General features: G+C 66.5%; 10 protein-coding genes. 7 read left to right on the top strand and 3 right to left on the bottom strand.

Features of this window, described 5'->3' with window-relative positions:
- Positions 1 to 46: 46 nt before the first annotated feature.
- Genes NHH88_00210 through nudC form a run of 3 tightly spaced genes read right to left on the bottom strand, consistent with a single transcriptional unit; the run spans position 47 to position 2,174 of the window.
- Entirely contained in the window at positions 47 to 1,006 is a 960-nt protein-coding gene (locus NHH88_00210) for a thiol reductase thioredoxin (GenBank protein ID USX14257.1), read from the bottom strand.
- Entirely contained in the window at positions 916 to 1,359 is a 444-nt protein-coding gene (locus NHH88_00215; GenBank protein ID USX14258.1) for a thioredoxin family protein, read from the bottom strand. Before NHH88_00215 ends, NHH88_00210 begins: the two co-directional genes overlap by 91 nt.
- Positions 1,356 to 2,174 carry an NAD(+) diphosphatase gene (gene nudC / locus NHH88_00220; GenBank protein ID USX14259.1) on the bottom strand — a complete coding sequence of 273 codons (819 nt, stop codon included), beginning with the start codon at positions 2,172 to 2,174 and terminating at the stop codon, positions 1,356 to 1,358. Before nudC ends, NHH88_00215 begins: the two co-directional genes overlap by 4 nt.
- Before the next feature lie 207 nt (positions 2,175 to 2,381).
- Here nudC and NHH88_00225 point away from each other — a divergent pair, with 207 nt between their 5' ends.
- The 7 genes from NHH88_00225 (at position 2,382) to NHH88_00255 (ending at position 25,488) form a co-directional block, all read left to right on the top strand.
- A complete protein-coding gene (locus NHH88_00225; GenBank protein ID USX14260.1) occupies positions 2,382 to 16,013 on the top strand; it encodes a hypothetical protein in 13,632 nt (4,543 codons plus the stop codon).
- 251 nt (positions 16,014 to 16,264) lie between these two features.
- Positions 16,265 to 19,477 (top strand): tetratricopeptide repeat protein, encoded by a 3,213-nt coding sequence (locus NHH88_00230; GenBank protein USX14261.1) that lies wholly within the window; start codon positions 16,265 to 16,267, stop codon positions 19,475 to 19,477.
- A gap of 14 nt (positions 19,478 to 19,491) precedes the next feature.
- Positions 19,492 to 20,382, top strand: coding sequence for a glycosyltransferase (locus NHH88_00235; protein ID USX14262.1), 891 nt, complete (start codon positions 19,492 to 19,494; stop codon positions 20,380 to 20,382).
- Positions 20,379 to 20,801 carry an FdtA/QdtA family cupin domain-containing protein gene (locus NHH88_00240; GenBank protein ID USX14263.1) on the top strand — a complete coding sequence of 141 codons (423 nt, stop codon included), beginning with the start codon at positions 20,379 to 20,381 and terminating at the stop codon, positions 20,799 to 20,801. The genes NHH88_00235 and NHH88_00240 overlap by 4 nt, the downstream gene beginning before the upstream one ends.
- Entirely contained in the window at positions 20,798 to 21,904 is a 1,107-nt protein-coding gene (locus NHH88_00245; protein ID USX14264.1) for a DegT/DnrJ/EryC1/StrS family aminotransferase, read from the top strand. Before NHH88_00240 ends, NHH88_00245 begins: the two co-directional genes overlap by 4 nt.
- A complete protein-coding gene (locus NHH88_00250) occupies positions 21,901 to 22,644 on the top strand; it encodes an N-acetyltransferase (GenBank protein ID USX14265.1) in 744 nt (247 codons plus the stop codon). Before NHH88_00245 ends, NHH88_00250 begins: the two co-directional genes overlap by 4 nt.
- 21 nt (positions 22,645 to 22,665) lie before the next feature.
- Positions 22,666 to 25,488 (top strand): glycosyltransferase, encoded by a 2,823-nt coding sequence (locus NHH88_00255; protein USX14266.1) that lies wholly within the window; start codon positions 22,666 to 22,668, stop codon positions 25,486 to 25,488.
- Positions 25,489 to 25,536 lie beyond the last annotated feature (48 nt).

Consider the following 25,536-nt stretch of genomic DNA (forward strand, 5'->3'; position numbering starts at 1 on the left):
CCCTACGTGTTTCAGTGGTTTTCGTGGTTCCCGTGATTCAACCGGTTTATTGTCCTGCGAGCCATTTCTTATCGCGCAGTTTTTGTAGCTGCGCCAGGTTGCGCTGCTCGAAGGCGTCGGCGCCGGCTGCGGCGATATCGGCCCGCAAGCCTTGCTCGGCTTGATCGATGCGCGTGGTGTCCTGCGGCGATAATTCGATCAGACTATTTAGATACGTCACGCCCCACTGCAATCGCGTCGCCGGACCGGTCGCCGCGTTCCATGCCTTTTCATGCCAATCGACCGCGGCCGCCATGTCGCCGCGCCGCTTCGCGGCCGTCGCCAGGCTCAGCATGAAATAGTAGGGCGAGTGTGAACGCGGCAACTCCGCCAGCAACACCTGCTCCGCTTGCACGCCCAAGCCGGCATCGTTCAACGCGCTGACCGCAGTGTTGAGCAAGGTGTGCCGCTCATATGGATCGGTCGATTCCGCCAGAGCGGCTTCCACGCGATCGCGCACTTGCTCCTGCAATCCCTGCGTCGATGTGAGCAAGCGCGTCAACCGCATTTGCAGCCGCACTGCCGCCAGGCGGTCCGGCGCGCCGAGCCAGAAATCGTCGGCCCATTGCGCGGCCGCGCCGCTGAGCACGGCGGCCAGTTCCTCGCGCCGGCTGGCGAACTTGATCAGGTTGACGCCGCTGTTAGTGATGATGTCCATGTTGGCGCGCGCCAGGCGCGCATCCGAAAACACCGCCATCAATGCATCGGCGTTGGCCGCCGCGTCAACGCCCTTGCCTGCGGCGGCCAGTTGCGCATGCAGGCCCAGGCGCGCGGCCGCATCGGCATCGTCGCACACGCGCACCAGCGCCAGCAAGGTCGCGGCGAGATCACGTCCGCCCAGCAAACGACCTTCGTCCGTATCCCAGGAATAATGGCTCAGCAACGACCACTCGTTCGCGCCGAGCTTGCGCGCGCCGGACAGCGCCGCCTCCAGCGCGACGGCGGCGCTGGAACCGGACGCATGCACGGCCAGCGCCTTGTCGAAAGCACTGACGAACAGTTCGCCGTCGAGCTCGCACGGCAGGCGCGTGATCTCGGCCCGTCGGGCGCGAACAGCACCAGGGTCGGATAGCTGCGCAGCCCGTAACGCGCGGCCAGCGCCTGCGCGCCGGGACTGTCGCCGTCGAGGTGGCAGCACAACACCGACGCCGAACGCCGGACGAACTCGTCGCGCGCGAAGATTTCGGATTTGACGCGGTTGCACGGCGGGCACCACACCGCGCCCCAGTACAGGAACAGCGGACGATGTTGCGAGCGCGCCAGCGCGAACGCGGCCTCCAGTTCGCCGGCTTGCCGGACTTCATTCCATTCTATGCTCATGCTTTTGGACGGTGGGCATTCAATAATTTGGCCGCGATCGACACGGTCACCGGCGAATCGGGCCAGACATCGTTCGGCCCGAACCAGCGCGCGTCGGAAATCTCCGTTTGATCGACGCGGATCTCGCCGTCAAGATAGTCGGCCGTGTAGGCGATCATCAGCGAGTGCGGGAACGGCCACGACTGGCTGCCGAAGTACCGCAGGTTGTGCACGCGCAGCCCGACCTCCTCGAAGACTTCGCGGTGGATGGCCTCCTCGATCGATTCGCCCGCCTCCAGGAATCCGGCCAGCGCCGTGTAACGCTTGGCCGGCGAGTTTGTGTGCATCGCCAGCAGCACCGAGTCGCCCTTGCGGATCAGCACCATCATCGCCGGCGAGATGCGCGGATACGCGGTCATGCCGCAGTTCAGGCATTTGTAGCAGCGCTCGCCGGTGAGCCGCTGCGTCGGCGTGCCGCAGGCGCCGCAAAAGCGATGCGTGCGCGCCCACTCGGCCAATTGGAACGCCCTGCCCGCCAACCCCAGAAAGCCATCGTCGACCGCGCCGAACAGCGAGCGCAGCCCATGGTAACCGTGCTCCGCATCCACCGGCAGCGGCTGGTCCAGCCATGCCAATTGATAGTAACGCCCTTCCCATTTCCCCAGCGAATGTACGCGTTCGACCGGTAAATCGAGCGCAGCGACCGTATCAGGGTCCGGCAAACCCAAAGTAGCGTTGTGCAATAGCAACTCCCCGCGATGGAACACGAAAGTGAGCGCACGGTCGTGCTGTTCGGGATTGATGAGCGGAATAAAAGTGGCGGGCGTGAGCAGCATAGAGGGAAGGAAAAAGGTTACGCGCGAACCCTTATCTTACAGTGTTTCTTATTTGCTTCTTTTGCCTGGCACATCGTCTTGACAAGCTGATGACAGAAGCAACGCCAAGCCCTTGTTTTTAGACCAAGATTTACAAGGCTTTTCGGCGTCTTTTCCCTCAATGAGATCAATTGCCGGTAAGATATATTTCCGTCAGGAGATTAAATTATGCCATCGATAGTACCTGGATTCACCACCGACCAAATCGTCAGCCTGCAACCGAGCCAAATGGCGCTGCTGACGACTGCGGAAATTGCCTTGCTCACGACTACGCATATGACCGTGTTGTCGACCTCGCAATTGGCCGCGATCGGGACCACCCAGCTACGGGCGCTATCGACCCAGAATCTGCGCGTGCTCAGCACCGACCAGATCGGCCAAGGCTTCACCACCAAACAAATCCAGGCGCTGACGACCGGGCAAATGATCAGCCTGACGAACGATCAGCTGGTCCATGGCTTGACCACCGAACAGTTCGCCGCGCTGGCCACGGTCCAGGTCGCCGCGCTGACGACCGCGCAAATCGCGCTGGTCGAGGCCGAAGACATCGCCGCGCTGCAAACGCGCCAGGTGGTCGCGCTGAACACGGCGCAGCTGCGCGCGCTCGGCACCGCCCAGATCGTCGCGTTGACCTCCAGCCAGACGGCCGCCCTGCAAACCCGTCAACTGGCCGCGCTGAGCACCGCCCAGCTGGCCAGCATCGACACCGACGACATCAGCGCCATGACCACGCAGCAGCTGGTCTCGCTCGGCACCGCCGCGCTGGGCGCGCTGACCACCGACCAGATGGCCGCGCTGCGCACCGCGCAAAGCAGCAACCTGTCGACCGTGCAGATCGGCGCCCTCGCCAGCGATCAACTGGCCGCCCTCGGCACCGCCGGCTTCGCCTCGCTCAAAACCGCGCAGATCGCCGCGCTGACCACCAAGCAATTCGCCGCGCTCAGCACCGACCAGATCGTCGCGCTGACGACCGCGCAAACCGCCGCGCTGACCACGCTGCAACTGGGCCAGATGAGTAGCGCCCAGCTGGCCGCGATGGAAACCCAGGACTTCGCCACGCTCAAGAGCCAGCAGCTGAACGCGCTCGGCACCGCCACCACCAGCGTCCTCAGCACCGACCAGATCGCCGCGCTGACGACCGCCCAGGTGGCCGCGATGCGCAGCGGCCAGCTGCGCGCCCTGAGCACCGACCAGATCGCCGCGCTGAGCACCCAGCAAGTGGCCGCGCTGACCACCGCGCAAATCATCGTGCTGACCTCGGAGCAAGTCGCCGCGATCGAGACACGCGACATCGCCGCCATGAAAACGGCGCAGGTCGCCGCCTTCTCGACCGCGCAGCTCAACGCGCTGACCGCCGACCAGATCGCCGCGTTGACCACCGCGCACGCGGCCGGCCTGACCACGGCGCAAGTGGCGTCGCTGGGCACGGCGCTGCTTGCCGCGTTGGAAACACAGGACCTGGCCGCGCTACGCACCCATCAGATCGCCGCGATCTCGACCCAAGGCATCGCCGCGCTCGGCACCCAGCAGGTGGCCGCGATGACGACGGCGCAGATCGCCGCGCTCAAAACGGCGCAACTGGCCGCGCTCGACACCGACCAGATCGCCGCGCTGGGTACCGCCCAGGCCAACGGTCTGAGCACGCAGAACATGGCGGCATTGTCGACCTTGCAGCTGAGCGCGCTCAGCACCGCCAACCTGGCCTCGCTCAAGACCCAGCAACTCGCCGCGATGGGCACCGGCCTGATCGCCGCGCTCGACACCGACCAGATCGTCGCGTTGAAAACCGCGCAAGCCAACGCCCTGAGCTCGCTGCAGCTGTCGGCCTTGTCAAGCGACCAGCTCAACGCCATGGAAACGCAAGACCTGGCCGCGTTGCGCACGCAGCAACTGGCCGGCCTGAGCACCGCCAATATCGCCGCGCTGGACGCCGCCCTGGTCGCCGCGCTCACCACCGCCCAGGTCGCCGCGCTGTCGTCCCGGCAAATCGCCGTCCTCGGCACCGACCAGGTCATCGGCCTGACCACCGGCCAGGCCGGCGCGCTGACCAGCAGCCAGATCGGCGCCCTCGGCAGCGACCAGGTCGCCGCCATCGAAACACGCGACCTGGCCGTCATGACAACCAGCCAGCTCGCCGCCATGGGCACCGCGCAGTTCGGCGCGCTGACCACGGACCAGGTCGCGGGCCTGACCTCGCTGCAAACGGCATCGCTGCTGACGCAGCAGATCGCCACGCTCAACAGCGACCAGATCGCCGCGATGGAAACCCGGGACCTGGTGGCGCTCAAGTCGCAGCAAGCCGCCGCACTGTCGAGCAACGCCGTCGCCGCCTTGACGACAACCCAGCTCGCCGCGCTGGCCACCACGCAGCTGAGCAACTTCACCAACGGCCAGCTCGCCGCGCTCACGACCGACCAGATCGTCGCGATGACGACCGCCCAAACCGCCGCGCTGAGCACGCGCGCCATCGCCGCCCTGTCGACCGACCAGCTTAACGCGCTGCAAACGGTCGACTTCGCCGCGCTGAAGACCGCGCAGATCGCCGCCCTGACTCCGTCCCAGGTGGCCGCACTCAACACCGACCTGATCGTCGCGCTCACGACCCAACAGGCCGCCGCTTTGACCGGCGCCCAGTTGCAGGCGCTCACCACCGACCAGCTCGCGGCGATGGAAACACGGGACTTCGCCGCGCTCAAGACCAGCCAGTTGCTCAGTCTGGGCACCAAAGCCATCGCCACCTTGACAGCCAACCAGGTCGCCGCACTGCAAACCGCGCAAATCGCGCAGTTGAGCTCGGACCAGATCCAGGTCTTGAACTCGGCCCAACTGGGCGCGCTGACCACCGCGCAGGTCAACGCCTTCAGCACCGCCCAGATCGGCTACCTGCTGACCGCGCAAATCGCCGTGCTGACCACCGCCGACTGGGCCACGCTCAAATCGTCGCAGTTGAACGCGCTGAGCGCGAACCAGCTCGCCGCCGTCACCACCGACCAGATCTTCGCGCTGACCACGGCGCAAACCGGCGCGCTGTCCACCCAACAACTGGCACTGCTGTCGACCGACCAGCTGGTGGCGATGGAAACCCAGGACTTGGTGGCGCTCAAGTCGCAACAAGCCGCCGCCTTGTCGAGCAATGCCGTCGCCGCCTTGACGACAACCCAGCTCGCCGCGCTGGCCAGCACCCAACTGAGCAACTTCACCAACGGCCAGCTGGCCGCGCTGACGACCGACCAAATCGTCGCGATGACGACCGCCCAGACCGGTGCGCTGGGCACCCGTGCCATCGCCGCCCTGTCGACCGATCAGCTCAACGCGCTGCAAACGGTCGACTTCGCCACGCTGAAAACGGCGCAGATCGCCGCCCTGACCCCGTCCCGGGTGGCCGCGCTCAACACCGACCTGATCGTCGCGCTGACGACCCAACAAGCCGCCGCCTTGACCGGCCCCCAGTTGCAAGCGCTCACCACCGACCAGCTCGCGGCGATGGAAACACGGGACTTCGCCGCGCTCAAAACCAGCCAGTTACTCAGCCTGGGCACCAAAGCCATCGCCACCTTGACCGCCAACCAGGTCGCCGGGCTGCAAACCGCGCAAATCGCGCAGTTGAGCTCGGACCAGATCCAGGTCTTGAACTCGGCCCAGCTGGGCGCGCTGACCACCGCGCAGGTCAACGCCTTCAGCACCGCCCAGATCGGCTACCTGCTGACCGCGCAAATCGCCGTGCTGACCACCGCCGACTGGGCTGCGCTCAAATCGTCGCAGTTGAACGCGCTGAGCGCCAGCCAGCTCGCCGCCGTCACCACCGACCAGATCGTCGCGCTGACCACGGCGCAAACCGGCGCGCTGTCCACCCAACAACTGGCGCACCTGTCGAGCGAACAGTTGGTCGCGATGGAAACGCGGGACCTGGTCGCGCTCAAAACGCAACAAGCCGCCGCGTTGTCGAGCAACGCGGTCGCCGCCTTGACGACGACCCAGTTCGCCGCGCTGGCCAGCACCCAGTTGAGCAACTTCACCAACGGCCAGCTCGCCGCGCTGACGACAGATCAAATCGTCGCGATGACGACCGCCCAGACCGCAGCGCTCGGCACCCGCGCCATCGCCGCCCTGTCGACCGACCAGCTCAACGCGCTGCAAACGATCGACTTCGCCATCCTGAAAACGGCGCAGATCGCCGCGTTGACGCCGGCCCAGGTGGCCGCCCTGAACACCGACCTGATCGTCGCGCTGACGACCGCCCAGGCCGCCGCGCTGACGGGCCCCCAGTTGCAAGCGCTCACCACCGACCAGTTGACCGCGATGGAAACGCAGGACTTCGCCGCGCTCAAAACCAGCCAGTTGCTTAGCCTGGGCACCAAAGCCATCGCCACCCTGACCACCAATCAGGTCGCCGGACTGCAAACCGCACAGATCGCGCAGTTAAGCTCGGACCAGATCCACGTGTTGAACTCGGCCCAGCTGGGCGCGCTGACCACCGCGCAAGTCAATGCCTTCAGCACCGCCCAGATCGGCTACCTGCTGACCGCGCAAATCGCCGTGCTGACCACCGCGGACTGGGCCGCGCTCAGAACGTCGCAGTTGAACGCGCTGAGCTCGAACCAGCTCGCCGCCGTCACCACCGACCAGATCGTCGCGCTGACCACGGCGCAGGCCGGCGCACTGTCCACCCAGCAACTGGCGCTGCTGTCGACCGACCAGTTGGTCGCGATGGAAACGCAGGATTTGGTCGCGCTCAAGACGCAACAAATCACCGGCCTCGGCACGTCCAGCGTCGCGGCGCTGACCACCGATCAGCTGCAAGCGCTGAAAACCCATCAGATCGCCGCGCTGACCAGCAAGCAGATGGCCGCGCTGACGACCGACCAGATCGCCGCGCTGACCACCGCGCAAGCGAGCAACCTCGGCACCGCGCAGATGGCCGTCCTGTCGAGCAACCAATTGCTCGCGCTCGAGACCGCCGATCTGGCCGCGCTGAAAACGGCACAACTGGCCGCGCTGGACACCGATCAAATCAACCTGTTGAGCACTGACCAAATTGCCGCGCTGACCACCTTGCAGGTCGCCCACCTGGGCACGCGTCAGTTGCAGGCGCTGACGAGCGAGCAGATCGCCGCGATGGAAACGCGCGACCTGGCCGCGCTGAGGACCGCGCAACTGGCCGGCCTGAGCACGGCCAACCTGAACGCGCTGAGCGCCGACCAGATGCAGGCGCTGACCAGCCTCCAGCTGAACGGCTTGGGCAGCGCGCAGTTGCAATCGCTGAACAGCACGCAAATCGCCGCGCTGAACACCGCGCAAGTGACCAGCCTGTCCACCGCGCAAGTCGCTTTGCTGAGCAGCGAGCAATTGCTGGCCTTGGGCACCGACGTGCTGGCACTGATGAAGACGGCGCAAATCGCGGCCGTCAAAACCGCGCAGATCGCCGCCCTCAACAGCGACCAGCTGATCGCGCTGACCACCGCGCAAGTGACCAGTCTGTCCACGCAGCAAGTTGCAGCAATCGGCAGCAACCAACTCAACGCGCTGGAAAGCCAGGACTTCGCCGCCCTGAGAACGTTGCAAATCGCCGCGCTGGGCACGGGCCTTTTCGCCAATTTGAGCACCGCGCAGGCGGCCGCCCTGACCAGCATCCAGGTCGCGGGCCTGGGCACCGGCCAGTTGGTCGCGCTCGGCACCGACCAGTTGCAAACTTTCGCCACCGGCGACATCGCCGCGCTGAGAACCGCACAAGTGCTGGCGCTGACCACCGGCCAGGTCGGCGCGCTGACCAGCGACCAGTTCCGCTCGATGACCGCCGCCCAGATGGCGGTGCTCACCAGCGCCCAGATCCGCGCGCTCGGCAGCGACCAGATCGTCGCGCTGAGCAGCCTGCAAGCGGGCAACTTGACCACCGACCAGGTGCACGCGCTGACCTCCGGCCAACTGGCCGCGCTGGAAACGCAAGACCTGGCCGCGTTCAAGACCCAGCAAGTGGCGGCGCTCAGCACCGACCAGTTCGTGCTGCTCAACAGCGACCAGATCGCCGGCCTGACCGTCACGCAAGTGGCCAACCTGACCAGCCAGCAAGTTGCCGCCCTGATCACCGACCAGATCGTCGCGCTGGAGACGCGCGACCTGGCCGCGTTGCGGACCGCACAACTGCAGGCGTTTAACAGCGCCCAGCTCGGCGCGATCTCCACCGACCAGCTGCAGGGCATGACCGCCGCGCAGCTGGCGTCGCTGAGCACTTCTCAGTTCCAGAGCCTGTTGACCGCGCAGATCACGTCGCTGACCACGCAGCAGGTCGCCGCGCTGGCCACCGGCCAGATCGCCAGCCTGACCAGCAATCAACTGTCCGCGCTCAACACTGCGGAAATCACCGCGCTCAAGACCGCGCAGATCACCGCGTTCAGCACCGCCCATGTCGCGCAACTGAGCACCGACCAGGTCACCGCGCTGACCAGCGGCCAGGTCGCCGCGATGTCGACCAGCCAGCTGTCGTCGCTGAGCTCGGACCAGATCCACGCGCTGAGCTCGGAAGATTTCGCCGCCCTGAGCGCCGCGCAATTGACCGCCATCGGCGGCCTGAGCTACCTGAGCACCGACCAGATCCAGGCCCTGACCCAGAACCAGATCGCCGGCCTGACCACGGACCAAGTCGCCGCGCTGAGCACCGACCAGATCGCGGCGCTGACCACGCGCCAGATCGGCAGCATCAGCACCGCCGGCGTCGCCGCCTTGAGCAGCGACCAGTTGCGCGCGATCGAGCTGGAAGACCTGGCCCGGTTGAACGTCCCGCAGCTGGCCGCGCTGACCACCGAACGCATCGCCCAGCTGACCAACGACCAGATCATGTCGCTGACCACCGCGCAGCTCGGCAGCTTGGCGACCGCCCAGATCGCCGCGCTGACCACCGCGCAAATGCAGGCGCTGACCACCGGCGAGGTACTATCGCTCAAAACCGTGCAAATCGCCGCGCTCAGCAGCGACCAGCTCGCCGCCCTCGTCATCGACCAGGTGCAGGTCCTGAGCTCGGGCCAGCTCAACGCACTCAGCAGCACGCAATTGCGCTCGCTGACCGCCGACCAGATCATTCAGCTGACCACGCAACAGTACGCGCTGCTGGCCACGGCGCAAGTGGCCGCCCTCAGCACGCAGCAACTGGGCGCCATCGAACTGGAAGACCTGGCCGCGCTCAAGACCGCGCAGATCGCCGCGCTGGGCACCGAGCAAATCCAGTCGCTGACCCTCGACCGCGTCGCCGCGCTGACCACCGCGCAGACCCAGGCGCTGAGCACCAACCAGTTGCTGGCGCTGACCACGACACAAATCCAGGCGCTGACCACCGACGAATTGCTGGCCCTAAAGTCCGCCCAAATCGCCGCGCTGGCCACCGACCAGCTCAACGCGCTGCTGGCCGACCAGTGGCAAAGCCTGGGTTCGGCGCAGCTCAACGCGCTGACCACGGACCAGTTCCAATCGCTGAGCAACGACCAGATCATCCAGCTGACGACGCGGCAAGTCGCCCAGCTGGCGACCGCCCAGATCGCCGCGCTGAACACTTCCCAGCTGAACGCGATGGAACTGGAAGACCTGGCCGCGCTGGTCAGCAACCAGATCGCCGCGCTGGGCACCTTGCAGGTCAGCCAGCTCGGCCTGACCCAGATCGACAACCTGACCACCGCGCAAGTCGCCGCGCTGACCAGCAACCAGCTGGTCGCGCTTGGTACCGACCAGGTGCGGGCGATCGCCACCGACGACCTGCAAGCGCTCAAAACGTCGCAGGTGCAAGCGCTGACCACCGTCCAGTTGACCGCGCTGACCATCGACCAGCTGCAAAACCTGACCACCGCCCAGCTCGACGCGCTGACGTCGGCGCAGGCGGTCTCGCTGACCACGGACCAGATCGCGGCGTTGACCACCTTGCAAGTGGATAACCTGGCCACCCGCCAATTGGGTGTGCTCGGCAGCGACCAGATCGCCGCCATCGGCACCGACAACTTCGCCACCCTGTCCAGCGCACAACTGGGCGCACTCAACAGCGCCCAGTTCGCCGCGATCACGACCGACCAGATCGTCGCGCTGAGCAGCGTGCAGACGGCCGCGCTGAGCACCGCACAAGTCGCCGCGCTCGGCAGCGACCAGCTCAACGCGCTGGAGACTGCCGACTTCGCCGTGCTCAAGACGGCGCAAATCGCCGCCCTGACCACCGCCAACGTCGCCGCGCTGACAACCGACCTGGTTAGTACCCTGGGCACCGCGCAAATCGGCGGCCTGAGCACCGCTCAGATCGCCGCCTTGAACACCGACCAGATCATGGCGCTGGGCACGGCCCAGGTCGGCGTTCTGAGCACCGCGCAGATCAGCGTGCTCAGCACCGATCAGATCGCCGCGCTGAGCACGATGGACTTCGTCGCCCTGCACAGCAACCAGCTGGCCGCCTTCAACACCGACCAGATCGGCGCGCTGACCGCCGCACAGCTCAACGCGCTGTCGACCAGCGCTGTCACCGGCCTGACCACGCAGCTGCTGGGCGCGCTGACGACCTTGCAATTGAGCCAGCTCGAAACCGCCCATGTCGCGGTGCTGACCTCGGTCCAACTGCCGTCGCTGAACACCGCCCAGCTGGCCGCGCTCAACACCGACCAGTTCGCCGCGATCAACACCGGCGCCATCAAGAATCTGCAGGCGGTGCAGTTCGCCGCGCTGACCACCGACCAGATCGTCGCCCTGACCACCGCCCAGGTCCGCGCGCTGGGCAGCACGCAGCTGAACGCGCTGGTCAGCGACCAGGTGGCCGCGCTGGAGACAGTCGACCTGGCCGCGTTGTCCACCGCGCAAGTGACGGTGCTGGGCACCGACCAGTTGCAGGCGCTGCTGACCGACCAGTTGGCCTCGCTGGCCACGGCGCAGCTCACCGCGCTGACCACCGACCAGATCGCCGCCGGCCTCAATACCGACCAGATCGCCGCGTTGACCACCGAACAGGCGGCATCGCTGGCCACCAAACAGGTGGCGGCGCTAACGACGGCCCAGATCGTCGCGCTGGAAACGGCCGACCTGTCGTCGTTCACCACGCGCCAGATCGTCGCCCTGACCAGCGACCAGATTCGCGTACTGAACAGCGATCAGCTCAACGGAATGACCACGACCGAACTGGCCGCGCTGACCACCAGCCAGATCAGCAGCGGCCTGAGCACGGCCCAGCTGGTGACCTTGGACGCCGACCACGTCAGCTCCCTGACCACCGCGCAACTGGTGTATGGCCTGAGCAGCGACAGCATCGCCGCCCTGACGACCGACCAGCTTGCGGCGCTGCGCACCGCGCAAACCTCGGTGCTGAACAGCAGCCAGGTGCAGGCGCTGACCACCGACCAGATCGTGGCACTGAGCACCGCGCAGGCGTCGACCCTGACCACGCAACAAGTGGCCGCGCTGACGACCGCCCAGGTCGTCGCGTTGGAAACGGCCGACCTGTCCTCGTTCACGACGCGCCAGATGGTCGCGTTGACCAGCGACCAGATCGGTGTACTGAACAGCGACCAGCTCAACGGCCTGACCACGACCGAACTGGCCGCCTTGACCACCAGCCAGATCAGCAACGGCCTGAGTACCGCCCAACTGGCCGCGCTGGACGCTGACCACGTCAGCTCCCTGACCACCGCGCAACTGGTCTATGGCCTGAGCAGCGGCAGCATCGCCGCCCTGACCACCGACCAGCTTGTGGCGCTGCGCACCGCGCAAACCTCTGTGCTGAACAGCAGCCAGGTGCAGGCGCTGACCACCGACCAGATCGTCGCGCTGAGCACCGCGCAAGCGTCGACGCTGACCACGCAACAAGTGGCCGCGCTGACGACGACGCAGGTCGTGGCGCTGGAAACGGCCGACCTGTCCTCGTTCACAACGCGCCAGCTCGTCTCGCTCACCAGCGACCAGATCGGCGTATTGAACAGCGACCAGCTCAATAGCCTTGCCACGGCCCAACTGGCGGCGCTGACCACCAGCCAGATCAGCAACGGCCTGAGCACGACACAACTGGCTGGCCTGGACGCCGACCACGTCAGTTCCCTGACCACCGCGCAACTGGTGTACGGCCTCAGCAGCGACAGCATCGCCGCGCTGACGACCGACCAGCTCGCCGCATTGCGTACCGCGCAAACCTCGGTGCTGAACAGCAGCCAGGTGCAGGCACTGGCCACCGACCAGATCGTCGCGCTGAGCACCGCGCAGGCATCAACGCTGACCACGCAACAAGTCGCCGCGCTGACGACCGCGCAGGTCGCCGCGCTGGAAACGGCCGACCTGTCATCCTTCACCACCCGCCAGATGGTTGCGTTGACCAGCGACCAGATCGGTGTACTGAACAGCGATCAGCTCAACGGCCTGACCACCACCGAACTGGCCGCGCTGACCACCAGCCAGATCAGCAGCGGCCTGAGCACGGCCCAACTGATCGCACTGGATGCCGACCACGTCAGTTCCCTGACCACCGCGCAACTCGTGTACGGCCTGAGCAGCGACAGCATAACCGCCCTGACAACCGACCAGCTTGTGGCGTTGCGCACCGCGCAAACCTCTGTGCTGAACAGCAGCCAGGTGCAGGCGCTGACCACCGACCAGATCGTTGCGCTGAGCACCGCGCAGGCGTCGACCCTGACCACGCAACAAGTGGCCGCGCTGACGACCGCCCAGGTCGTCGCGCTGGAAACGGCTGATTTGTCGTCGTTCACGACGCGCCAGATCGTCTCGCTCACCAGCGACCAGATCGGCGTATTGAACAGCGACCAGCTCAATAGCCTTGCCACGACCCAACTGGCGGCGCTGACCACCAGCCAGATCAGCAACGGCCTGAGCACGGCCCAACTGATCGCGCTGGATGCCGACCATGTCACCTCCCTGACCACCGCGCAACTGGTGTACGGCCTGAGCAGCGACAGCATCGCCGCCCTGACGACCGACCAGCTCACCGCACTGCGTACCGCGCAAACGTCGGTGCTGAACAGCAGCCAGGTGCAGGCGCTGACCACCGACCAGATCGTTGCGCTGAGCACCGCGCAGGCGTCGACCCTGACCACGCAACAAGTGGCCGCGCTGACGACCGCCCAGGTCGTCGCGCTGGAAACGGCCGATCTGTCCTCTTTCACCACGCGTCAAATGGTTGCTCTGACCAGCGACCAGATCGGTGTACTGAACAGCGATCAGCTCAACGGCCTGACCACGACCGAACTGGCCGCCTTGACCACCAGCCAGATCAGCAACGGCCTGAGCACGGCCCAACTGGCCGCGCTGGACGCCGACCACGTCAGCTCGCTGACCACCGCGCAACTGGTGTACGGCCTGAGCAGCGACAGCATCGCCGCCCTGACGACCGACCAGCTCACCGCGTTGCGCACCGCGCAGACGTCGGTGCTGAACAGCAGCCAGGTGCAGGCGCTGACCACGGACCAGATCGTTGCGCTGAGCACGGCGCAAGCGTCGACCTTGACCACGCAACAAGTGACCGCGTTGACCACGGATCAGATCGTCGCTCTGGAAACGGACGACCTGGTCGTCCTGAGCACGCGTCAGATCGCCGCCATCAACACGGTGCAGGTCGCCGCGCTGGCCGTCGGACAGCTCAATTCGCTGACCCTGGCGCAACTGGCCGCCTTCAACACCAGCCAACTGGCCAACGGCCTGCAAACGGCACAGGTAGCCGCGCTCGACGTCGCCCACATCGCCGCGCTGAGCACCGCCCAGCTGGCTTACGGCCTGACCGTCGACAATCTGCTGGCCTTGACCACCGATCAGATCCGGGCGCTGGGCACCACCCAGATCGCCGCTCTGACCACCGCCCAGGCCAGCAACTTGAGCACCGATCAGATCGCCGCGCTGGCCACGGCGCAAATGACCGGCCTGTCCACCGCGCAGATGCAGTGGCTGACGGCCGACCAACTGGCCGCGCTGAGCACCGATCAGGTCGCAGCGCTCGACACGCAGGACGTCGCCGCATTGACGGCCGGCCAATTTATCGGCCTTAGCACCGACCAGACCGTGGCGCTGACCACCAACCAGGTGCGCGGCCTGAAAACGGCACAGATCGCCGCCATCGACGGCGTGCAGATCACCGTCTTCAGCACTGACCAGCTCGGCGCGCTGAGCACGGCGCAGGCGGCCTCGCTCAGCGTCAATGCGGTGATCGCGCTGTCGACCATCCAGATCGGCGCGCTCGCCACGGCCAACGTCGCCGCGCTGGGCACCTTGCAAGTTGCCAGCCTCGACGTCACGCAATTGCCGGGGCTGAACACGGCCCAGGTGCAGGCGCTCACCAGCGCCCAGCTCGGTGCGATGACGGCCGACCAGCTGTTCGCCATGAGCACCAGCCAGATCAGCGCCTTGCGTACCGCACAGATCGGCTACCTCAACACCACGCAGCTGTCGTCGCTCTCGAACGGCCAGATCCAGGCCCTCACCACGGAGCAAGTGGCCAGCATCAAGCTGAGCCAGGTCACCGCACTGACGGTCGACCAGGTCGCCGCCTTCGACACCAACCAGTTGCAGTCGCTGACCACGGCGCAAATCCAGACGATGACGTCGACGCAACTGAACGCGCTGACCAGCACCCAGGCGGCCGCGCTGACGACCTTGCAGATGGGCGCGCTGAAGAATACCCAGATCGCCGCGCTGACGATCGACCAGATCAACGCCTTCACGCCGACGCAACTGGCGGCCTGGACCACGAGCCAGCTCGGCTCGCTGACGGTGACGCAGATCGGCTACCTGTCGACCACGCAGATCGCCGGCCTGACCAACACGCAGGTGGCCGGCCTCAAAGCGAGCCAGTTGCAAGTCTTCACCACCGACCAGATCGCCGCGTTCACGGCGGGGCAGATCCCGTCGCTGACCACGGCCAACCTGACCGCGCTCAGCATCGCGCAGGCGGACGCCCTCACCGGCGCCCAGGTGGCGGCCATGTCGGTCACGCAAACGATGGCGCTCAACGCCGCGTCGGTCAACTACGCGACGCCGCTGGTGCTGGATCTGGATGGCAACGGCGTGCGCACGCTGAGCATCGCGGCGGGCGTCCAGTTCGACATCCGCGGCGACGGCCAGGCCGTCAACACCGGCTGGGTCGACAACAAGGACGGCCTGCTGGCCCTGGACCGCAACGGCGACGGCGTCATCAACGACGGCGGCGAGCTGTTCGGCAGCGCCACGGCCCTGGCCGACGGCACCAAAGCCGCCGACGGCTACGCCGCGCTGGCCGCGCTCGACAGTAACGGCGACGGCCATATCAGCGATACCGACGAGGCCTTCGGCGCGCTGCGCGTCTGGGTCGACGGCAACTCGGACGGCGTCAGCCAGGCCGGCGAGCTCAAGACCTTGGGGCAGTTGGGCATCGCCACGATCGCCACCGGCGCCAGCAACGCGCTGACGCAGCAAAACGGCAACGTGATCGGCCTGACATCGAGCTACACCGGCACCGACGGCAAGGTGCACGACAGCGCCGACGTCTGGTTCCTGGCGCAAAAACAGGCAGAATCGGCAACACCAGCTGCCTCTTTGCAACAGCAAGTCAGTGGCCTGAGCAGCGCGCTGTCGAGCTTCACCGCTGCCAATCCGGCAACAACCGGTATCGACAATGCGGCACAAACGCAACAGCTGACCGCATTGAAAGCCACCGGGGCGGGCGCCGAAAACAGCGTGCAAGCGCTGACGGACGCGCTCAAGCAATACCACACCGGGCAAGGTCTGCAGGGCGCCGCCGGCGCGCTCACCAACACCCGCCGCGAGCCGGGCGGCCACAGCGCCACCAGCTGGTTTAGCGTCCCCGACCGCTAACCCCACCCCGGGGTCAGGTCCGACATTCGGACACGCTCACAACCGTATTTCCATGATACGGCCGAGCTTGTGTCCGAATGTCGGACCTGACCCCGAGGGTTGTGATCGGTCGAGGAGACGTGGTTTTACATTCTTGCTCCTGAGCCAAAAGTTGCCCCGTATCCAGCGACAAAAGGTATGATAGTGCCTACCTTTTATGGCTCTGCGGGCCGTTCGCCGCGTGCCGGATCGATCCAACTTTAAGCCCAGCCATGACCGCTCACGCTCCTGCCGCACCCGCTCCCTCCGATACCAGCCCGCTGGGCAATGTGATGGCCCTGGCCGCCAGCGGGGCGCTTTCCATCGGCGATCTGTTCGGCGCCGCCGCCGTGCTGCAGGAAAGCGGCCAGCTGCCCGCGGCGATCGGCCTGTATCAAACCTGGATCCTGAACACGCCGTCGCCGCTTGTCTACGCGGCCTGCTTCAACCTGGCCGTGGTGTTGTCCAATAGCGGCGACGATGCCGGCGCCGAGAAAGTGCTGCGCCAGGCCATCGCGCAAAATCCGAACTTCGTCGAGGCCCGCCTGAATCTGGGCACCCTGCTCGAACGGGTCGGCCGCCCCGAGGAGGCGCTGGCGATGTGGAACTCGGTGCTGACCGACGTCCAGCCGGATATCAAGACCAATCCGACCCTGCACGTGCAAACACTGAACAACCTCGGTCGCCTGCTGGAGATCCGCAAGCGCTACCCGGAGGCCGAGAAGATGCTGGCCCTGAGCCTGGGCGTCGATCCGCAGCAGGCCAACGTGATGACCCATTGGGTCCACCTGCGCCAGAAGCAGTGCGAGTGGCCCGTCTACAGCGGCCTGGAACACATCTCGGTCACTACCATGATCGATGGCACCTCGGCGCTCGCGATGCTCAGCGCCTCCGACGATCCCGCCCAGCAGCTGGCCGCCGCGCGCCGCTTTGTCAACGAGAAGGTCAACGCCGCCGTCGCGCCGCTGACCGGCGCCCATGGTTATGGTCACAGCCGCCTGCGCATCGGCTACCTGTCGTCCGACTTCTGCTCGCACGCGGTCTCGATCCTGACCGCCGAACTGTATGAGCTGCACGATCGCAGCAAGTTCGAGGTTTATGCCTTCAGCTGGAGCCGCGAGGACGGTTCGCCGATCCGCGCCCGCGTGGTCAAGGCGATGGACCATTACATCCGCATCGACGCGCTGACCGACGAACAGGCCGCGCGCACCATCCGCGCCCACGAAATCGACATCCTGGTCGACCTCCACGGCCTGACCCTGGGCGCGCGCCCGAACATCCTGGCCTTCCGCCCGGCGCCGGTGCAGCTGACCTACCTCGGTTTCCCGGGCAGCACCGGCCTGCCCGGCGTCGATTACGTGCTGGCCGACGAATTCCTGATCACGCCCGAGATGACCAAGGACTTCACCGAGAAACCGCTGTACCTGCCCGACACCTTCCAGATCAACGACCGCCAGCGCGCCATCGCCGCCAAGCCGACCCGCGCCAGCGTCAACCTGCCGGACGACGCCTTCGTCTTCTGCTCGTTCAACAACAACTTCAAATTCACGCCGGACATGTTCACGACGTGGATGAACATCCTGCGCCGCGTGCCGAACAGCGTCCTGTGGCTGGTGGCCGACTACCCGGAAGTGCGCGAGAACCTGTACCGCTACGCCGAGGAGGCGGGCATCGACCGCAACCGCCTGATCTTCAATACCCGCGCCGTGCCGGCCGAGTACCTGGCGCGCTACCAGCTGGCCGACCTGTTCCTCGACACCTTCCCGTTCAATGCCGGCACCACCGCCAGCGACGCGCTGTGGGCCGGCCTGCCGCTGCTTACCTGCGCCGGCCACACCTTCTCGTCGCGCATGGCCGGCAGTCTGCTGCGCGCGGTCGACCTGCCGCAGCTGATCACCTATAACTTCGCCGACTACGAAGAGAAGGCCGTGGCGCTGGCCAACGATCCTAACCGCATCGCGTCGATGAAGCGCCAGCTGGTGGCCAACCGCATGACCTGCGCGCTGTTCGACACGCCGCGCTTCGTGCGCAACCTGGAGACGGTGCTGCAGCAGGTGGCCAAGCCGGCCGCGCCGCGCATGCCCGCGCCGCAGCATGCGGTGCGCCCGTCCGACGATCCGTCCCAAAACGCCGCGTCCGAACCGGTGCGCATCGACCAGATCCCGATCGTCAGCGTGTCCTACAATTCGCCGGACCTGATCGAGGCGCTGCTGCGCACCCTGCGCCAGTTCTACACCAACCGCGTCTACATCATCGACGGCTCCAACCCGGACGTGGCCGAGAAGATCCGCGCCATCACCGACGGCTTCGAGAACGTCGAGTTCATCCCGTTCGGCTACAACATCCATCACGGTCCGGGCCTGCGCTGGGCGATCAACCATCTGGGCCTGTCGGGCGAGGTGCTGTTCCTCGACTCCGACGTCGAGATCCTCAAGGGTGGTTTCATCGAATCGCTGCACAGCCATCTGCGCCCCGGCATGTACGGCGTGGGCACCATCCAGCCGGTCAACGAGCAAGGCTACGACCGCGCCGACGGCGCCGTGCGCTACCTGCATCCGGCCTGCATGCTGACCAATATCGAGGTGGTGCGCCAGTGGCCGATGCCGATCAAGCACGGCGCGCCGATGATCTCCACCATGCTGGCGATCCACCAGGCCGGCGCCCACGATCTGATCGAGAGCATCGAGTGGGTGCGCGAGGACTTCGCGCCCAAGCCGCCCAAGCGCAACTACATCAAGCATGACTGGCAGGGCACCGTGATCCGCACCGGCGGCTACCACTACGACCTGCCCAGCGCCACCACCGTGGTCAATACCGACCTGCTGCAGTTCATGCCGCCGGAGGCGCGCAAGATCGTCGAGGTGCATTGCCGCGACGGCGCCTTCGCCAAGGCCTACAAGGCCCGCAACGCCATCGTCGACTATACCGGCATCGAGGCCGATCCGGCGCCCGCGCAGGCCGCGCGCCCGCACTGCGATTTCGTCTTCAACGTGGAGATCGAACACGCCGGCCCGGACCTGTGGGACCACGTGCGCGGCGCCGATTGCTGGGTACTCGACGAGGCGCTGGAGATGATCGACGATCCATGGACGCTTCTGCAGAAAATCCGCACCAGCATCGCCCCGGGCGGCAAGATCGTGGCGACCATCCGCAACTTCCAGCACTGGAGCATCCAGGCGCGCATGAACGCCGGCGACCTGCGCTACGGCCCGGCGGGCCTGGAAAAATCGCGCAAGCGCATCTTCACGCGCGGCGCCATGCTGGAGATGTTCCAGCAGGCGGGCTTCCAGATCAGCGGCGGCAGCGCGCGCATCGTCGACGAACCGGCGCGTGAAAAATACCTGCCGGCGATCCGCCTGATGGCCGGCGCCAGCGGCATCGATCCGGTGGTGGCGGTCGAAGACGCGCTGCCGTGGCAGTACATCGTAACGGCAGTCGCCGCCTGAGCAGGGAAAGCACTATGAGTTTGCCATTAGTTAGCATCGTTATCCCCTCGTACAAGACCGGCCATTTCGAGACATGCCTGCGCTCCGCGCTGGGCCAGAGCTATCCGAACATCGAGATCCTCGTCAGCGACAACTGCCCGACCGAGGCGATCAAGGAGATCTGCGCCAAGTACAGCGGCCATCTGATCTACCAGCGCAATTCGGCGATCCGCGAGCAGAACGTGCTGACCGCGCTGTTCGCGGCCAAGGGCCAGTTGATCAAGCCCCTGTTTGACGACGATGTGCTGCATCCGTTCTGCATCGAGCGCATGGTCGCGACCATGAACATGGACCCGGAGATCCAGCTGGTGTTCTCGGCCTCGCAGGTGATCAACGTCGACAACGAACGCACCGACACGCGCCGTCCGTATGAGGCCAGCGGCAGCATGCCGGCGCGCGATATGCAGCGCAGCATGGTGCTGGGCATGCGCAACTTCGTCGGCGAATTCAGCTCCATCATGTTCCGCCGCGAGCGGCTGTGGGAAATCGGCCGCCACCTGTTCAAGTACCACAAGCACGATTGCACCCTGGGGCTGGCCGACGTCGCCGCCTATTTCAACCTGGCGCGCGACGGCAAGGTGTTCTACATCGACGAAGAGCTGTCCTACTTCCGCCACGACCGCCGGCTGGAGTCGAACTCCAACCCCAACGCCAACCCCAACTTCGGCTACTGCTTCTCCGACTACATCGACCTGTTGATCGAATCGTGCGACATCGGCATCGTCGCGCCGGAGGAGCTGGAGGCGATGGCGCCGACCGTCGACGATGTGGCCGCGCGCCTGGGCGGCGTGTTCCCGATGATGGCGGCCTCCCAGCAGCGCTTCCACGCGGTGGTGGCGGCCAACCGCGAGGGAGCGCCATCATGATGGACCAGTGCCGGCTGATCGACCTGCCGCCGCACCACGACGTGCGCGGCAACCTGTCGGTGATCGAGGGCGGCGTGCATATCCCGTTCGACATCAAGCGCGTCTACTACCTGTACGATGTCCCGGGCGGATCGGCGCGCGCCGGCCATGGCCACATCGAGCTGCAACAGCTGTTCGTGGCCATGTCGGGCAGCTTCGACGTCATCGTCGACGATGGCTTCGAGCGCAAGAAATTCCAGCTCAACCGCTCGTATTACGGTCTCTATGTGCCCGGCATGATGTGGCGCGAAGTCGAGAACTTCTCGTCCGGCGCGGTGTGCGTGGTGATGGCCTCGACCCTGTACGACCCCAAAGACTACTATCACGACTACGACCAATTCGTGGCCGCGGCAAATCACCATAAGCGAGTGTCACCATGAGCGTCCCCTTCCTCGACCTGAAAGCCATCAACCTGTCGCAAGCCGACGAACTGGAAGCGGCTTTCAAGCGCGTGCTGCACTCAGGCTGGTATGTGCTGGGCGCCGAAACGTCGGCCTTCGAAGCCAGTTTCGCCACCTACTGCAAGAGCAAGCACGCCATCGGCGTGGCCAACGGCCTCGATGCGATCTTCATGATCCTCAAGGCCTACGGCATCGGCCCGGGCGACGAGGTGATCGTGCCGTCCAATACCTTCATCGCCACCTGGCTGGCGGTCAGCGACTGCGGCGCCACGCCGATCCCGGTCGAACCGACCGCCGACGGCTTCAATATCGATCCGGCGCTGGTGGAGGCGGCCGTCACGCCGCGCACCAAGGCCATCCTGGCGGTCCACCTGTACGGCCAGACCGCCGACATGGACCCGCTCAAGGCGCTGGCGGCCAGACACAATCTGAAACTGATCGAGGACGCCGCGCAGGCGCACGGTGCGCTGTATCGCGGCGGCGTGGCCGGCCAGCTGGGCGACGCGGCGGCCTTCAGCTTCTACCCGGGCAAAAACCTGGGCGCGCTGGGCGATGGCGGCGCCGTCACCACCAGCGACGACGACCTGGCCGACAAGATCCGCACCTTGCGCAACTACGGCTCCAAGGTCAAATACTACAACGAGGTGCCGGGCTATAACTCGCGCCTGGACGAGGTGCAGTCGGCGCTGTTGAGCGTCAAGCTGCCCAAGCTGAACGCGGATAACGCCCGCCGCCGCGCCATCGCCGCCATCTACGACCGCGAACTGGCCGGCATCGCCGGCCTGGCGCTGCCGTTCGTGCCCGAGTGGGCCGAGCCGGTATGGCACCTGTACGTGGTGCGCCACGCGCAGCGCGACGCGCTGGCCAAGGCGCTGGCCGAGCAGGGCATCGGCACCATCGTCCACTATCCGGTGCCGCCGCACCTGCAGCCCGCGTATGCCGATCTCGGATACGCCGAAGGCGCGTTCCCGCTGGCCGAGGCGATCCACCGCGAAGTGCTGAGCCTGCCGATCGGCCCGACCATGAGCGACGAGCAGGCGCTCGAAGTGGCCGCCGCCGTGCGTAAATTCTGCACCGTATGATCCATCCCAGCGCCATCATTTCGCCGAAAGCCAGACTGGGCGCCGACGTTAGCGTCGGCCCCTTCACCATCATTCACGACAACGTGGACATCGGCGACGGCTCGGTCATCGACGGTTACTGCGAGATCGGCTATCCGACCCCGCTGGCAGACGGCCAGCCGCTGGTGATCGGCAAGGGTGCGCGCATCCGCTCGCACTCGGTGTTCTACGAGGGCTCGCGCTTCGGCGACAAGCTGGTGACGGGCCACCGCGTGGTGGTGCGCGAGAAAACGGTGGCCGGCATCGCCTTCCAGATCGGCACCATGAACGACATCCAGGGCGACTGCCAGATCGGCGACTACGTGCGCTGCCAGTCGAATGTCTTCATCGGCAAAATGTCCAAGGTCGGCAACTTCGTCTGGCTGCTGCCGTATGTGGTGCTGACCAACGATCCCCACCCGCCCAGCAACGTGTTGATGGGCGCCGAGATCGGCGACTACGCCGCCATCGCCGCCATGTCGGTGATCCTGCCCGGCGTGAAGGTCGGCGAGCGCGCGCTGGTGGCGGCGCACAGCAAGGTGCACCGCGACGTCGCTCCCGGCACTGTAGTTGCCGGCAATCCGGCCACCTTCCTGTGCGACGCCAGCAAGATCCGGCTCAAGGACGGCACCGGCGCCCCGGCCTATCCATGGACCACCCACTTCAAGCGCGGCTACCCGGCGGATATCACCGACGGCTGGGGCTCGGCTCCCTCGGCCTAGCCCACCACCGAACGGACGCCCATGACCCGCCCACTCCACGCAGCCATGGCCGCCGGTAACCTGTCGGAAGCGGGCACCCTGGCGATGGCGCTGGCGGGACTGGGCGAACTGTCCGTCATGGACCTGATCGGCGTGGCCGGCCTGATGGCCGCGCAGGGCAGGACCGAACAAACCATCGCTCTGTACACGCTTTGGCTAAAGCACAGCGAATCCCCGCTCGAATATGTGGCCTGGTACAACCTGGCCGTGGTGCAGGCGCAGGGGCAGGACGACGCCGGCGCCGAACGCGCTTACCGCAAATCGCTCAAGCTGCGCCCCGGCTTCACCGAAAGCCAACTCGGTCTGGGCGTGCTGCTGGAACGCAAACGCCAGCCGGAAGCGGCGCTGGCCCTGTGGCGCGAGGCGCTCGACCTGCTGGAGGCGGTGCCAGCGGGCGCGCCGCCGGCGGCGGCCTCGCTGCAGGTACGCCTGCTCAATAACATCGGCCGGCTGGCGGAGGCGCAAGGCGATCCGGCGCAAGCCGAGGACGCGCTGCTGCGCAGCCTCCAACTCGATCCCAAACAAAAACTGATCGTGCCGCGCTGGCTGGACCTGCGCCTGAAGTTGTGCGCGTGGCCGGTGCACGGCTTCGTGCCCGGCGTCAGCGAGACGGCCTTGCAGCACCACACGTCGGCGCTGGCGATGCTCAGCCTGGGCGACGATCCGGCGCGGCAGCTGGCCTGCGCGCGGCGCGAGGCTGCGCTGCACTTCCCGCCGCCACCGACGGCGCTGTCCGATCAGGATGGCTATGCCCACCGCAAGCTGCGCGTCGGCTACCTGTCGTGCGGTTTCGGCGCGCAGCCGACCGGACGCATGATCGCCGAGCTGCTGGAGCTGCACGACCGCGACCAGGTGGAGTTGTATGGCTTCTGCTGGAGTGGCGAGGATCACTCGGCCCTGCGCCAACGCCTGCTGCGCGCCTTCGACCTGCATGTGCCGATCGGCCCTTTGAGCGATATGCAGGCGGCGCAGGCGATCCGCGCCCACGAAATCGACATCCTGGTCGACCTGCACGGCGTGCTGCCGGGCGGACGGCCGGGCATCCTGGGCCACCGTGCCGCGCCGGTGCAAATCGGCTGGCTCGGACAGGCCGGCACCAGCGGCAACAGCCGCGTCGACTACGTTTTGGCCGACAGTTTCGTGCTGCCACCCGAACTGGCGGGCTACCATACCGAAAAACCACTGTATCTTCCCCACTGCTTCCAGCCGCAGGACCGCCAGCGCGCCCTCCCCTCGCCGCCGGCGTCCGGCGCGCGCGCCGGCTTCGGCCTGCCCGGCGACGCCTTCGTGTTCTGCTGCTTCGGCGCCGCCGCGCACATCGTCCCGGAGCGCTTCGCCACCTGGATGCGCATTTTGCACGCGGTGCCGGGCAGCGTACTGTGGCTGCAAACCGACAGCGAACAGGTACGCGACAACCTGCGCCTGGCCGCCCTGCGGCACGACATCTCCAGCGACCGCCTTTGCTTCGCCGCGCCGGCCGCCGGTGAATTGGCGATGGACCGCTACCAGGCGGCCGACCTGTTCCTCGACACCGGCCCGCATAACGCCGGCGCCATCGCGGGCGACGTGCTGTGGGCCGGCCTGCCGCTGCTGACCCGCGCCGGCCAGACCTTTGCCAGCCGCGTGTGCGGCAGCCTGCTGCAGGCGGCCGGCCTGCCGGAGCTGATCGCGCGCACGGAAAAGCAGTACGCGACCAGGGCGATCCGCCTCGCCACCCACCCGAAGGAACTGGCACGCCTGCGCAACCGCCTCGGGAAAAACCGCGCCGGCGCGCCGTTGTTCGACACCCCGGCGCTGGCGCGCGACCTCGAACAGCTTTACCTGCGCGTGGCGCGCGGCACGCTGAAACGCGGTCGCCGCAAAGCCGCGCAGCACGCGGCACAACAAGCCGCCGACGCCGCCGCACCGCTGGTGAGCATCCTGATCCCGGCCGACGATCCGCTGACGCTGGAGGCCACCCTGGCCAGCGCGCTGGCGCAAACCCACGCCAACTGCGAAGTGATCGTCAGCGACAGCAGCCCGCACGGCGCCTGCCGCGCGCCGCTCAAGCCTTATCTGAAAGCGCACCGGCGCCTGCGCTACAGCCACGCGCCGGGCCTCGGCGCGCTCGACAACCTCAATCACTGCCTGGCGCTGTCCCTGGGCGAATACATAACGGTCGCCCCGCCCGGCGACACGCTGGCGCCGGAAAAAGTCGCCGTCATGCTGCCCTGCTTCGTGGACCACCCGCACATCGGCATGGTGGCCTGCTGGCGCCAACCGCTCGCGCCGGACGGCCAGGCGCTGCCGGCGGCGCCGCTGTTCGCCGCCGACATCGTGATCGACGGCGTCTCGCTGGCCAACATGCTGCTGGGCGGCGACGGTGGCGGCGCGGCGGCGATGTGCGCGCCCGGCGCGCTGCTGCTCAAGCGCGCCACGCTGGGCAACGCCTTCGGCCGCTACCGCGACCGCGCCTACCCGGAACGCGCCAACGTCGCCACCGCCCTCACCGCGCTGCAAGCGGGCCACTACGCCTACCTGCCGCGCGCGCTGTCCAGCTTCCGCCTCGCGCCTCCACCGCCTGCCGCGCCGGCGGCCGCGCTGGACGCCGCGCTCGAAGGCTTGCAGCTGCTGTATCAAGCGCACGAACAGGGTCACAACTTCGGCGCGCCCGGCGCCTTCAAACAACTGTTGTCGACACGTCTTTCCGAAATGAACACACTCATTTCCGCACATCATCTGCACCTCGCGGCAAGCGCCGCACACCGGCTCGACACGGTGCAGCGCACCATGCGAATCGGCTACCAACTTTTGCTCACGCCATAGTGTGGTAAATCCTCCATCGCTGAGTCTGCGGCAGCAAAATGCCTGTTC

The sequence above is a fragment of the Oxalobacteraceae bacterium OTU3CAMAD1 genome (assembly GCA_024123915.1).
Lineage (GTDB): Bacteria > Pseudomonadota > Gammaproteobacteria > Burkholderiales > Burkholderiaceae_D > Rugamonas.